The organism is Flavobacterium sandaracinum (genome assembly GCF_004349135.1).
Classification (GTDB): domain Bacteria; phylum Bacteroidota; class Bacteroidia; order Flavobacteriales; family Flavobacteriaceae; genus Flavobacterium; species Flavobacterium sandaracinum.
The window spans coordinates 306,202-318,698 of record NZ_SMFN01000001.1 but is presented as its reverse complement, the minus strand read 5'-3'; the positions used below and the strand labels follow the sequence as shown (position 1 = coordinate 318,698).

Below are 12,497 nucleotides of genomic sequence, written 5' to 3'. Positions count from 1 at the left end.
TTTAAAGAAAAACTTATATGACTTATTGTTTAACAATATTATTTAATCAATTTCTGCAGCATTCCTTCGAAAATAAATCCATGGAACGGCAAAACAGAATACCAGTATAATTTCCCCCAAATCCCTCTGGGTCTAAAAGTCGCTGCTTGATACAACGTATTTCCGATAATTTTGAATTCTAGCCAAGCTTCACCAGGCAGTTTCATTTCGGCAAATAGGATTAATTTTCCTTCTTCTTTATTGGCATACAAAACGCGCCAAAAGTCTAAAGCATCCCCAGAATGAATATCATGTCTATTCGTTCTTCCTCTTCGAGATCCTACACCACCATATAATTTGTCAATAAAGCCACGTAAATCCCACAACCAATCACCGTAATACCAACCGGTGTCGCCACCAATAGACCAAATTCTTTGTATAGTGAAATCGCGATCTATAATTTCCATTTTGCGACGGTCAATGAAGCAATCCTTTTTTGGAACCTTTAAATATTCCGACATATTGCTACTAAAACGCCCGCTAATTAAGGAATCTTTCCAGCTCGAAGCTACTTTGTCTTCGTCTACTTTTATCAGAGCACGGGAAAGCGCCTGTTTGTAGGTCATTGGTGTTACATGCAATAACTCATTGATTCGGTTATCACTGCAGACTACTTCTACTTTCATGCTGCTGACTAGTGCTGAGGCCAGTCTATAGGAAGTTGAGGTTACAAAATACAACCAGTAGGAGGATAATTTTGGGGTCATTACGGGAACAGTAAAAATCCATCGCTTTAATTTTTTGGCTTCTGCAAATCCTAAAAGCATTTCTTTGTACGTTAAAATATCAGGTCCTCCAATGTCAAAACTTTGATTGTAGGTTACTGGATTTAGTAATGATTTAGACAAAAAATCAAGAACATCCGGAATAGCAATAGGTTGACATTTAGTATTCAACCATTTTGGGGTAATCATGATGGGCAATTTATTGACTAAATCCCGAATGATTTCAAACGACGCACTTCCTGATCCTACAATAATTCCAGCTCGTAGTGTTGTAGTAGCATAACTACCTGTGTTTAAAATTTCTTCTACTTTTTTTCTGGAAGATAAATGTTTGGATAATGACTTATCGTTGACAATGCCACTCAAATAAATAACTTGTTTGGCTTGGGTTTGATGCAGTCGTTGCACAAAATTCCGAGCTGAAATACTTTCTAATTCATCAAAATTTGTAGCAGAACCTGACATGGAATGAATAAGATAATAAGCAGCATCGATTTGTTCTGGAATGGCAGCTAATGTGTCTTGCTGTAGAAAATCCACTTCAATGACCGACACTTTGTCTTGAAATTCAATTGGGCAATTAAACCTGTTTTTGTCTCTTACGCAACAAATTACGTCGTGTCCTTCACCTATCAATAAGGGTAGAAGTCGCTTTCCAATATAACCTGTTGCGCCTGTTAAGAGAATTTTCATGATTTTGTTTTTTGTCGATACATTGTAAACTTAGCAATAATTTAGTCACAAATGACGAACTATTTTACGGCTTTTTTTCAGTCTTTTTAGTGTACCAAATTTTTTTAGTTCCAAATTAACTGAATTTATTAGAAATTAAACTGATAAATTCTTTTCTAGTCTTGTCTTTTTCAAATGCTCCTGTAAAAGAAGAAGTGGTTGTAACTGAGTTTTGTTTTTGAATACCACGCATTTGCATACACATGTGTTGTGCTTCAATTACAACGGCAACCCCAAGTGGATTTAATGCCTCTTGAATACAGTCTTTAATTTGGTCTGTCAAGCGTTCTTGTACTTGCATTCTTCTGGCAAAAGCATCCACAATTCTTGGGATTTTGCTTAAACCTACAATCTTTCCATTTGGAATATAGGCTACATGTGCCTTACCAAAAAATGGAAGCATGTGGTGTTCGCACATCGAATACACTTCAATATCTTTCACCACAATCATTTGCTTGTGGTCTTCAGTAAACATAGCCGATTGAAGTATTTCTAGAGGATCTAATCCGTAACCATGTGTTAAATACTGCATGGCTTTTGCTACTCTTTCAGGAGTTTTTTCTAGACCTTCACGAGTGACATCTTCACCTAGATTGTCAATTATAGTTTTATAATTATCTGCTAGTGATGCTGTTATTTCCGCGTCGTACTGTTCAATTTTCTCGTAGCTTTTTAGTTCTTTTATCATCGTATTCTATATTTCAATTATATATTGGGCTAATTATTTTATTTTTTAAATGCGTTCTGCAGCATTTTTTATTTAAACCATTCGATGATTAACAATAAGTAAGCGCGTTAACGTACTAGTCTTAATTTCTTACTGGTAGAAAATTCTGTTTTATTATATTTTAAAAGTCACTATTCCGTAATCCATCTCGAACACTTGACCTGAAATTGATTTTGCATTTTCAGAAATCAAGAAGTTTGCCATATTGGCTACTTCTTCCGGTTTCAAATATCCTTTCATGGGGTGGCGCTCGATCATGTTTTCTTTCATGCGATCGTTTCTCAAGATATTAGCCGAAAGTGAAGTTTCAGTAATAGTTGGAGCAATGGCATTAATCCGCACAACTGAAGCTAACTCGGCACCTAATGATTTTACTAATCCTTCGACTCCCGCTTTTGCAGTAGCAATACTAGCATGAAAAGGCATTCCTAATTTAGCCGCAACGGTGCTGAAAAGAATGATGGATGGATTTGTTCCTTTCTTTAAAACTGGTAAGTATTTCTGAATGGATTTTACAGCTCCAATGACATTTATTTCAAAATCATTTCTAAAGTCCTCAATACTCAGACTTCCTATAGGTTTTAAATTTATAGAACCCGGACAATAAATCAGTGTATCTATGGCTTCTATTTCTGGTAGCGCATCTTGTAAAACATCCACGGTAAAATGTTTCAGATTGGCATGCGTAATTTCTGGCGCATTTCTGCTGATGTTGTAGACGATGTTGTTCTCCAATTGTTGCAATAAAATGGCATTACCAATTCCTTTACTACCACCAATGATTACTATGTTTTTCATATATTGTTCAATTAGTTATTTAATTCTATTCGGTATTTTCTTATTGCTTTCCTAAGTTATCTTTTAGAAATTTTGTTGTTGTTAATCTGTCGTTGCATCGTACACTTAAAACGGCCTTCCCTAAAGTCTCTTCGCTTTTCATGTTTTGTTTTACGACCTTGTACTCTTTCGCGCCACATTCTAAAACTGGAAGGTTTCATTTCGGTGCGCATTAACTCAATTACTTCTTGTTCTTTTAATCCAAATTGCAGTAAAATAGCATCAAACGTAGTTCGATCCTCCCAAGCCATTTCGATTATTCTATCTTTTTCTAAATCAGTGAGGTCTTTTTTAATAGTCACGGTATTTTATTTTTTAATGTTGAGGTTAATTGCTAAATTCTATCAATATTATTCGCTGTCGCCAATGTCAGCCATGGTATGAAGTTTTAAAATTCTTGAACTTTCCTCTTTTACCAGAGGATTTTTCTTCATTTGCCATAAAAAATCACTTGCAAATTTCCTGGTTCTTTCCATGTTCACAATTGGTTTTGGGTAATTGACACCTACTTCAAAATTGTTAAATTTCTGGTCTAAATAAGTCATTTTAAAGGGTTCGTGTACAAAAGCGCGAGGTAAATCTCGTAATTCTGGAACCCACTTTTTTATAAACTCACCGTCCGCATCGTGCTCGTAGCTGTTCTTGATTGGATTGTATATGCGTAACATGTTGATACCGGTTTCACCAGCCTGCATTTGTAACTGCGGAAAATGGATGCCGGGTTCAAAATCCAAAAACATCTGGGATAGGTGTTGTGTAGCTTCCTGCCATGGCTGCCATAAATTATGGGTAAAAAACGAAACGAGCATGGCACGCATCCTAAAATTTAGATAGCCTGTTTCGTTCAAACACCGCATGCAAGCATCAATCAATGGGAAGCCAGTTTGTCCTGTTTTCCATGCTTCAATATAATTCTCATTGATTTTCTTTTTCAAGGAATGAAATCCTTTATTTACGCTTTCAAACTCCATGATTTCTTCCATTTCAAATTTCTGTATGAAATGTGCTTGCCATGTGAGTCGGGACACAAACGAATCAATTTGTTTCTTGTCGTTGCAAACCAGTCTAAAAGTAGCCGCTTTTTGTAACACTTGTCTAGAGGATAAATTCCCCCAAGCAATGTAGGGTGATAATCTGCTGCAACTTTTTCTAGCTAGTAAAGGTTTTGAAATATGTGAGCTATAATTATGGTAGCGTTCATCAAAGAAAGTTTGTAAATATTTGCCAGCCATGGTAGCGCCTCCTTTTTGGAAGATGCTATCTGGAATAGTCTCTAGATTTGTTTTCTCTAATGTTTTTTCAAGTTCTTCGATAGCTTCAGATGACAGGTAATTTGTTGGGTTAGCATCAAAAACATATTGGAGTTGATTCATATATTCTTCCCACTGAGATACCCAATTGGTTCTGTTTCTTAAAGCTCTGAAAATTCCGTTATTCGTGTTTTCAACCCAGTTTATTTGGTTGTTTTTACAAAATCTTTTGAATGTTTTGTCTCTTTCATAGGTGACTTTCAATCCTGTTTCCTGATGTGAAAACACAGTATCTATCTTGTAAAGTTCCTCTAAGATATTGAAAACATGAAGCACTTCTGACGAGACTGCTAGAATGTGCGTGTTGGAAGGTTTCAGTTGTTTATTTAAATCTACTATGGATTGCTTTATAAAATTCCAGTGTCGCGAACTGTAATGCGAATCATTTTCTAAAGATTTCTCGAATACGTAAAGTAACAAAGTTGGCTTGCCCGTGTTTATTGCATTAAAGATTGCCTCGTTATCTTGTAAACGAAGGTCTCTTTTAAACCAAACCACATTGATTATTTTTTTACTTGTGTTCATTTTATTTTTCTAAAATAATTGTTGTTGCAACCATAAGTTCTGGAATTTTGATTGTCCATCGTAATTGCTTGCTTGTAATTCAACATTGAATTTTCGGTTTCTAGGATCGTTGCCCACTCCAGAAACATACATCCAATTGCCATAGTTGCTGTGCACATCGTAATCGATAAGCATCGCTTCAAAATACGCGGCACCGATACGCCAGTCAATCAGAAGGTCTTTTGCAAAATAGGAAGCTACATTTTGTCTTCCACGATTACTCATCCAGCCTGTTTTTTGTAATTCAATCATATTTGCATTTACAAAAGGAGCTGCAGTAGTGCCGTTGATCCATTTTTTAAGGTCAGCCGTGTTTCTTTTCCAATCGTAATTTTTGTTTAGAATTCCTCCAATTTTAAAAATAGAATTCCCATTTTTTAGTGAAATATATTTAAAGTAATCCCTCCAAATCAATTCGAAAATCAACCAATACGTAGATTCGTTTTTAGTGATTTGTTGTTCGTATTTAATGATTTCCCAATAAATAGTCTTCGCCGAAATAGAACCGTTGGCTAACCAAGGAGAGAACTTCGAACTAAAATCAGTACCAATTAATCCGTTGCGAGTCAGTTTATAAACACTCAGTTTTTTGGTTTCCCAAAAATAATTCTGTAATCGTTTCAGTGCTTCTTCTTCGCCACCAAGAAAGGGAAACGCCGTTCTGGAATCCATTTTAAAATCAGTAAAACCTAATGTTTCCATGCTAGGAATTACAGTTTCGTTTGCAATCAAATTGTCTTCTGGCATGGGTTGAACCGTAAATTCAGCACGAATTTTCGTTGCTTTTTCACACTGATTTCTGAATTGTGTAAAAACATTTGGAATCGATTGAATGTCAAACGGGATGTCTTCAGGATGAAATAAGAACTGATTGTAAGTACTTTTAAAATTGATCGAATCTAAAATTTTCACTTTAACATTCTCTAAAATTTCCATTTCTTCACTCGTCCATTCTTCTTGGAAATATATAGATGTAATCTCATTTTGAACTATAACTTCCGAAATCGAATCTTCTGGTTTTTGGTGATAAACCAAAAGCGGAATATTCAATTTTTCTAGATTTTGCTTCAACGCCGTTACCGATTCAATCAGAAACTTAGCTCGAAACTTTTCTGTTTTCTTAAATCCAAATCTTGTTTCTTCATAATGTCTTGGATCAAAACAATACACCGCGATTACGGCTTCATTTTCATCAATAGCATTGGTTAATGATTCGTTATCAGTAACTCTTAAATCATTTCTAAACCAAACTAACCCTTTTTGTTTTTTTTGCATTTTTCGCTACAATATTTGACTTCGTCCCATACTTTCTCCCATTTTTTCCGCCAATTAAATGGTCGGTTGCATACCAAGCACATTTTGGAAGGCAGATTTTCCTTTTTCACTAGTTGTATTTTTCATATTCATTGACAACAATTTTTGCTTTCAAATCAAACATCAAATTGTATAAGCCAAAAAAGGTTCTATTCATGTAAATAAAGTGCTTAGAGCCTCTGTTTCCATTCATTTTTCTTAGATTCGTATCTTTTGAAAATCGTTCTCCCAATTGCGCAATACTTTCAAAAAAAGTTTCATCTGAGAAGTCGAATGTTTTTGCTTGAAAAGGCTTTGTAAATAAGGATAATAAATCATGGAACAATTCGGTGAAATAAGCTACCTCTTCTTTGGAATCGTCTACTCGTAAAATTTCTAAGTCAAATAATTTAGCATTGAATATTTTAGGGTCGTTGATTACTTTTGTATCTATCAATTCAAAATACGGAGTGTAAAAGTCGGCTGGAATCTGTTTCATACACCCAAAATCCAAAGCCACTAATTCGTTTGCATCGTTCACTAAGAAATTTCCAGGATGTGGATCAGCGTGTACTTTTCTCAGAATATGAATTTGGTACATGTAGAAATTCCACAAGGCTTGACCCACTTTGTCAGCCACTTTTTGGTCCGTATTTTTCTTTGTAAACTCAGAAAGGTGAATCCCAGTCATCCAGTCCATCGTAATGATTTTCTCTGATGAAAACTTTGGATAATACTCTGGAAAGACTAAGTTTTCGATTTTTTTACAAGCGGCAACTACTTCTTGACTTTGTTTTAATTCCAAGAGATAATTGGTTTCCTCAATCAATTTGTCTTCTACTTCCTTGAAATATTTATCGGAATCCTTCCCTTGAAGGTTAAACATTCTGATGGCAATGGGTTTTACCATCGCTAAATCAGATGAAATACTGTTGGCAACTCCAGGATACTGAATTTTTACCGCTAATTTTTTACCGTCTTTAAAGGCAACGTGCACTTGTCCAATACTAGCTGCATTTAGAGAGGTGGAGTTGAATTCATCAAATATTTCAAATGGTGTTTTTCCAAAATTTGCCTTAAATGTTTTTAACACTAAAGGAGCTGAAAGTGGCGGAACAGAAAATTGGGAAAGCGAAAATTTTTCGACATAGGCTTGCGGCAGAAAACTTTTATCCATGCTTAGCATTTGTGCAACTTTCAAAGCACTTCCTTTCAGACTTTTCAGTCCATCGTAAATATCCTCTGCATTGTCTTCATTTAATTTATCACGAGTCAAATCTGAATTGACCATTTTTTCTCCATAATATTTTAAATAGTTTACACCAACTTTGGCACCTGTTTGTACTAGTTTTGTAGCTCTTTCAATTTTTGAAGTAGGAATGTAGTCTATGGTTTTCATTATTTGTTGTATATTTTTTCTTTGAAAATAAATTTTCCAAAGTCGATTAAGCTGTCTAAAGGCACAATATTCATTAGTTCGAAAGAGGCTTTCACTGATTTTTCGATATATATATCTGTTTTCTCAAAAGCAGGAGAAGAATCATCTATCCAGAACTTTAATGCTAATAAAAGCTGTATCCAAGAGGTTTCTTGAAATGTTTTTTCTTGGAAATTTTGAAGTTTTTCTTGTTGTGTTCTAAAGTCATCTGAAATAATTTCAGCCAAATAGTTTTTAAAGCTATTTTTAAGTCCAGAAAGTTGCATCAATTTTTTCAATTGATTGTTGTGCTCTTTCAAAGTCATTACTACATAACTTCTGTTGGCGGTTAGTATTTCAAAGAAAGTGAAGTAAAAACTTAGTAACTTACTTTTCATGTCATAGGTTTCGTAGTCTTTGTTTTTATTTAGCAAATCCACTGTTTTTTCCAGAAACATTTTAAAAATTTCCTTTTCAATACTTTCGATAGTACCAAAAAAGGCATAAAATTCTGTTTCCGAAAAATCATTTATTTTTGTAAAATGATATACTGATTTTGGTTTTTCACTGTGCTCTAGTACATAATTCATGTACATTGAAACTATTTTGTCTTTAGTTATTGTTGTCTTTTTAGTAGCCATTTTTTCTATGTTTCAAATTAGAGTATAAAGGTAGTGAATGTTTAACGATATATTAATAAAGTTAAACAAAATTTAATATAATTTTATATCATTATAAATCATTAGCTTTACACTATTATGAAAAAAAATGTTTTAATAAGCGGCGGTTCAGGATTTATTGGTAGACATTTAACTGGGCTGTTGCTTGCCAAAGGATATTCAGTTTCTATCTTGAGTAGAACTGAAAAGAAAAATAAGGGAGATATTTTCTACTATAAATGGGATGTTGCGAACGGTACAATTGAAGAGGAAGCTGTTTTAAAAGCAGATTATATCATTCATCTTGCTGGCGAAAATATTGCAGAGAAAAGATGGACTGCTAAACGAAAAGCGGCTGTTATTGACAGTAGAGAAAAATCATCCCAACTGTTATATTCGGTACTGAAAAAGCATTATAAGAAACTTGACGCATTTATTTCAGCCTCAGCCGTTGGAATTTATGGAGCAGTAAATGGGAAAAAAATCTGTACCGAAGAGACCGTACCAGCCAATGACTTTTTAGGATACACCTGCCAAAAATGGGAAGAGTCTATTGATTTTATTGAAAATTTAAATATCCGGACCGTAAAAATCCGAACGGGATTAGTCTTAGGCAAAAATGATGGTTTTTTGAAAAAACTTATTCCGCTTTTCAAATACAGATTGGGTTCAGCATTGGGTTCAGGCAACCAATATATGCCATGGATTCATGTTGAAGATTTGTGTACGATGTATTTAGAAGCGATTGAGAATACCGAAATGGTTGGGCCTTATAACGCTGCCATAAACGACAATACCACCAATGCCGTATTTTCTAAAACATTGGCTCGTATTTTTGGCTATTCGATCTGGTTGCCTAATGTGCCTGCGTTTGTTCTGAAATTTGTGATGGGGGAAATGGCCGTAATTGTATTAACAGGAAGAAGAATTTCCTCTGATAAAATAGAACAAACAGGTTTTAAATTTAAGTTTAAAAATTTAGAAGAGGCATTGCGAGACTGTTTAACAAAATAGCATTATTTTAACACACAAACAATTTGAGTGGTAACGTTTTTCGCTATTTTGCTGCGTACGATAAAAGGAATTTCGATCCTAAAATCATCCGTGTTTAAGGGGAATTCGGATTGCAGTTCAATGCCATTTTCTACCTTCTTTAGCGTTCCTTGGATTGATATTTTTTTAGTACGTCCTCGTATGGTTATTTTACCATTGATTTGATAGGATCGAAATTCTGAGGTAAGATTGTTTATATCTAGTTTTTCAATTTTGCCTTTAAAGACGGCTTTAGGATACCGGCTGCTTTCCATGTAATTTTTATTGAAATGCTCTTCCATCAAATTTCTTTTGAATTTAAAATCTTTGATGTTAATCCAACAAGCGAAGTCGCCTGTTTTTGTAATTAAAATACAGGTGGTTTTTTCATTTATTGCTTTTACTTCTTCAAACAAAGGAATGGAAGCTTCAAAATTTGTGATGCCTACGTACGAAACTAATTTTTCTTGAGCAGTAACAGCAATTGCAATGAAAAGCAGTACTATTTGAGTAATTTTTTTCATAACGTTTTATGAATTAAATTACTTAAAGTTACAAAATAAATTGTTGAAATAAAAGCAGTTACTCAATTAAAAATCTTGGGCATTAGTTAATTTTTGATGACTTTTTATCAGAAATTGCTATGAAATAATAGTGATAAAATTAAAGGTCTACTTTTCTCTATTTAGAAATTTCGTTGCATTTATAGTTCTAACTTTACATTATATTTTTTTAAACTTTCCAATGATTCTTCCGAAGTGTAATCAAATACTTCTTCGTGAATATTTTGTTCCTTTTTCAAGGAAACTTGTTTGATACAGTTGAAATAACGGCGTACATCTTTCATATTAGAAAGAATTAAACCAGGAACTAGTGTGCTTTTACCTTCGCTATTTTTGGCGACCATCGTAAAATAGGAAGAGTTGCAATGTTTGATTTTTCCAGTCTGAATATTTTCTGCTTCCACTCTAATACCTACAATCATAGAACTGTTTCCTACAAAGTTCACGCTGGCTTTCATCGTTACTAATTCCCCTACTTCAATAGGTTTTAAGAAATTTACGGTGTCTACAGAGGCAGTTACACAATAATTACCGGAAAATTTTGAGGCACAAGCAAACGCAATTTGATCTAGTAAGGATAAGATGTATCCCCCATGAATTTTACCGCTAAAATTTGTGTTGGAAGGCAACATTAATTCGGAGATACTAATATCCGAGGACGCTACAGTTTTAAAGGTGCGATTCATTTATTTTATTTTAAAGGGTGAATTTACTTTTTTGACATCAGTAATAAAATAACGGCTGTCGCCCCACCAGGGAAAGGTTCGGTACCGTTCAACATATTTTACTTGAACATATTGACCTTCTATTTCTTTTAAATCTAAAATTACTTTTTCTTCGCTATCCATTACTGAAAAAGAAAATATTTGTGCTCCGGAAATTCCTTGACTAATTTCTCCTTCCCACGTTTTGAAAGCGACTCCCTTGTTGCTGACCTTGATTAATTCGCCTGAACGAAAGCCCTCACTGTAGGTCGCGTTGTATAAAAAAGTAAAATAACCTACAATAAACAGTACTACTATTGCAATGGTAACCATTAAAAATTTTCTCATTTTTTATTAATTTAATAATTGATTTTCGTCTTTATCGGCCAGGTTTAACATGTTTTCAGGAAGTGCTTTCTTTGCTTTTGCTCCCATTTTTTTTAATTTTTCTACACTTACAATTAGGTTCCCTTTTCCTTCCACAAGTTTATTCATCGCATTACCGTATTCTGTTTTACTCTCGTCTATTTTTTTTCCAATTTTGATCAAGTCACTTACAAAGCCTTCAAATTTATCATATAATGCTCCTGCTTGACGTGCTATTTCTAATGCGTTTTCCTGCTGTTTTTGATTGGTCCACATGCTATCAATCGTTCGTAAGGTAGCTAATAATGTGGCGGGAGTTACAATAACAATATTTTTTTCGAATGCTTTATTGTACAAACTGGTATCTTCATTCAGCGCCATGGCAAATGCGGGCTCAATAGGGATGAATAACAATACAAAATCTGGACTTTCTATTTGGTACAAATCATGATAATTTTTATTTCCTAATTGCTCAACATGGCGTTTGATGGAATTGACATGTTCTTTCAAATAGCTAATTTTCAAAGTATCATCTTCTTCATTGATGTATTTTTCATAAGCGGTCAAAGAAACTTTTGAATCGACAATCATCTTTTTGCCATCCGGCAGATTAATGACAACATCCGGAAATACGCGATTTCCTTCTTCTGTTGTGAAGGCTTGTTGCACTTCGTATTCACGGCCTTTTTCCAATCCTGATTTCTCTAAAACGCGTTCTAAAACTAATTCGCCCCAATTTCCCTGCATCTTACTGTCGCCTTTGAGTGCTTTGGTCAAGTTGATGGTTTCCTTACTCATTTGGATATTCATTTCTTGTAAACCCAGAATTTGTTGGCGTAAAGCCGCATGATAATCAATGCTTTCTTTGTGAGTATCTTCTACCTTTTTTTCAAATAATTGAATTTTATCTTGTAATGGCGTCAAGATATTTTTCATGTTTTCTTTGTTCTGTTCGGTAAATTTATTCGATTTTTCCTCCAATATTTTATTGGCTAAATTCTCAAATTCAATGGTGAATTTTTCCTGTAGTTTTTCGACTTCTTCTTTTTGTTCTTTGTTGCGCTCCCAGAGATTTTCGAAATCTACTTCTTTTTTACTAAGTTGAATTGCTAAACTGTCTTTTTCAGTTCGGATACGTTCTTTAGCAACGATTTGGGCTTCTAATTGTTTTTCAAAACCGATTTTATCAATCACTAGTTGCTCTTTCTGTTGGTTGAATTGAGAGTTTAAAGCGATTAATTTTTCTTCCAAATTACTTTTTTCCAACTGGAATCGGGTTGCAAATAGAAGTTTCCCAATAAAAACTCCAATACCAAGAGCAACGATGAAAATCAGTAAAAAGGGAAGCATATTTGACATAAAATTTCGTTTTGTAAGGTTGTAAAAATAAACAAAAGTTTGCTAGTTTCTTTTGAGAAATCAAAATAGTAGAGTAAGTTTTTGAAGGCTATATATTTGGAAAAAATAGGATTCTCTAGGGTAGTTTTATATGTAATTATCTCCTTTTTTGATAGCGATCTAGTAGTTTT

At 34.1% G+C, this 12,497-nt stretch carries 14 protein-coding genes; 1 reads left to right on the top strand and 13 read right to left on the bottom strand.

Annotated features, from left to right (window positions below):
* Positions 1–38 precede the first annotated feature (38 nt).
* From E0F91_RS01460 to E0F91_RS01420, 9 genes are all read right to left on the bottom strand, one after another.
* The gene (locus E0F91_RS01460; protein ID WP_132064588.1) at positions 39–1,457 is read right to left on the bottom strand and encodes an SDR family oxidoreductase; all 1,419 of its coding nucleotides are present in this window, start codon (positions 1,455–1,457) and stop codon (positions 39–41) included.
* Between the two features lie 115 nt (positions 1,458–1,572).
* Positions 1,573–2,184: a GTP cyclohydrolase I FolE gene (gene folE, locus E0F91_RS01455; protein WP_073350854.1), complete on the bottom strand. Its 612-nt coding sequence runs from the start codon at positions 2,182–2,184 to the stop codon at positions 1,573–1,575.
* A gap of 153 nt (positions 2,185–2,337) precedes the next feature.
* A complete protein-coding gene (locus tag E0F91_RS01450; RefSeq protein WP_132064587.1) occupies positions 2,338–3,021 on the bottom strand; it encodes an SDR family NAD(P)-dependent oxidoreductase in 684 nt (227 codons plus the stop codon).
* 56 nt (positions 3,022–3,077) lie between these two features.
* The gene (locus E0F91_RS01445; RefSeq protein WP_394331019.1) at positions 3,078–3,362 is read right to left on the bottom strand and encodes a TIGR03643 family protein; all 285 of its coding nucleotides are present in this window, start codon (positions 3,360–3,362) and stop codon (positions 3,078–3,080) included.
* Between the two features lie 48 nt (positions 3,363–3,410).
* Complete coding sequence (locus E0F91_RS01440) at positions 3,411–4,895, bottom strand: cryptochrome/deoxyribodipyrimidine photo-lyase family protein (RefSeq protein WP_132064586.1); 1,485 nt, start codon at positions 4,893–4,895, stop codon at positions 3,411–3,413.
* A 9-nt stretch (positions 4,896–4,904) separates the two neighbouring features.
* Positions 4,905–6,209, bottom strand: a complete 1,305-nt coding sequence (locus E0F91_RS01435) for a DASH family cryptochrome (protein ID WP_132064585.1) — start codon at positions 6,207–6,209, stop codon at positions 4,905–4,907.
* Positions 6,185–6,319: a DUF2256 domain-containing protein gene (locus E0F91_RS01430; RefSeq protein ID WP_165930074.1), complete on the bottom strand. Its 135-nt coding sequence runs from the start codon at positions 6,317–6,319 to the stop codon at positions 6,185–6,187. Before E0F91_RS01430 ends, E0F91_RS01435 begins: the two co-directional genes overlap by 25 nt.
* Complete coding sequence (locus tag E0F91_RS01425) at positions 6,319–7,626, bottom strand: ABC1 kinase family protein (protein ID WP_132064584.1); 1,308 nt, start codon at positions 7,624–7,626, stop codon at positions 6,319–6,321. The genes E0F91_RS01430 and E0F91_RS01425 overlap by 1 nt, the downstream gene beginning before the upstream one ends.
* A complete protein-coding gene (locus E0F91_RS01420) occupies positions 7,626–8,285 on the bottom strand; it encodes a TetR family transcriptional regulator C-terminal domain-containing protein (protein ID WP_132064583.1) in 660 nt (219 codons plus the stop codon). Before E0F91_RS01420 ends, E0F91_RS01425 begins: the two co-directional genes overlap by 1 nt.
* Positions 8,286–8,402: 117 nt before the next feature.
* On the opposite strand from E0F91_RS01420, the gene E0F91_RS01415 reads away from it, so the two are divergent.
* Positions 8,403–9,317: a TIGR01777 family oxidoreductase gene (locus tag E0F91_RS01415; RefSeq protein ID WP_132064582.1), complete on the top strand. Its 915-nt coding sequence runs from the start codon at positions 8,403–8,405 to the stop codon at positions 9,315–9,317.
* Between the two features lie 2 nt (positions 9,318–9,319).
* Here E0F91_RS01415 and E0F91_RS01410 read toward each other — a convergent pair whose 3' ends face one another.
* The 4 genes from E0F91_RS01410 to E0F91_RS01395 form a co-directional block, all read right to left on the bottom strand.
* On the bottom strand, positions 9,320–9,859 hold the full coding sequence (locus E0F91_RS01410) for a YceI family protein (RefSeq protein WP_132064581.1): 540 nt from the start codon (positions 9,857–9,859) through the stop codon (positions 9,320–9,322).
* A 179-nt stretch (positions 9,860–10,038) separates the two neighbouring features.
* Entirely contained in the window at positions 10,039–10,584 is a 546-nt protein-coding gene (locus E0F91_RS01405) for an acyl-CoA thioesterase (RefSeq protein WP_132064580.1), read from the bottom strand.
* The gene (locus E0F91_RS01400; protein ID WP_132064579.1) at positions 10,585–10,950 is read right to left on the bottom strand and encodes a 6-phosphogluconate dehydrogenase; all 366 of its coding nucleotides are present in this window, start codon (positions 10,948–10,950) and stop codon (positions 10,585–10,587) included.
* 6 nt (positions 10,951–10,956) lie between these two features.
* Entirely contained in the window at positions 10,957–12,327 is a 1,371-nt protein-coding gene (locus E0F91_RS01395) for a DNA recombination protein RmuC (protein WP_132064578.1), read from the bottom strand.
* Positions 12,328–12,497 lie beyond the last annotated feature (170 nt).

Bases quoted from the DNA above. Each gene is read 5' to 3' on its own strand.
- E0F91_RS01415 (WP_132064582.1), top strand. From the start codon at position 8,403: ATGAAAAAAAATGTTTTAATAAGCGGCGGTTCAGGATTTATTGGTAGA.
- E0F91_RS01435 (WP_132064585.1), bottom strand. From the start codon at position 6,209: ATGCAAAAAAAACAAAAAGGGTTAGTTTGGTTTAGAAATGATTTAAGA.
- E0F91_RS01420 (WP_132064583.1), bottom strand. From the start codon at position 8,285: ATGGCTACTAAAAAGACAACAATAACTAAAGACAAAATAGTTTCAATG.
- E0F91_RS01405 (WP_132064580.1), bottom strand. From the start codon at position 10,584: ATGAATCGCACCTTTAAAACTGTAGCGTCCTCGGATATTAGTATCTCC.
- E0F91_RS01440 (WP_132064586.1), bottom strand. From the start codon at position 4,895: ATGAACACAAGTAAAAAAATAATCAATGTGGTTTGGTTTAAAAGAGAC.
- E0F91_RS01450 (WP_132064587.1), bottom strand. From the start codon at position 3,021: ATGAAAAACATAGTAATCATTGGTGGTAGTAAAGGAATTGGTAATGCC.
- E0F91_RS01410 (WP_132064581.1), bottom strand. From the start codon at position 9,859: ATGAAAAAAATTACTCAAATAGTACTGCTTTTCATTGCAATTGCTGTT.
- E0F91_RS01400 (WP_132064579.1), bottom strand. From the start codon at position 10,950: ATGAGAAAATTTTTAATGGTTACCATTGCAATAGTAGTACTGTTTATT.
- E0F91_RS01395 (WP_132064578.1), bottom strand. From the start codon at position 12,327: ATGTCAAATATGCTTCCCTTTTTACTGATTTTCATCGTTGCTCTTGGT.
- E0F91_RS01460 (WP_132064588.1), bottom strand. From the start codon at position 1,457: ATGAAAATTCTCTTAACAGGCGCAACAGGTTATATTGGAAAGCGACTT.
- E0F91_RS01425 (WP_132064584.1), bottom strand. From the start codon at position 7,626: ATGAAAACCATAGACTACATTCCTACTTCAAAAATTGAAAGAGCTACA.
- folE (WP_073350854.1), bottom strand. From the start codon at position 2,184: ATGATAAAAGAACTAAAAAGCTACGAGAAAATTGAACAGTACGACGCG.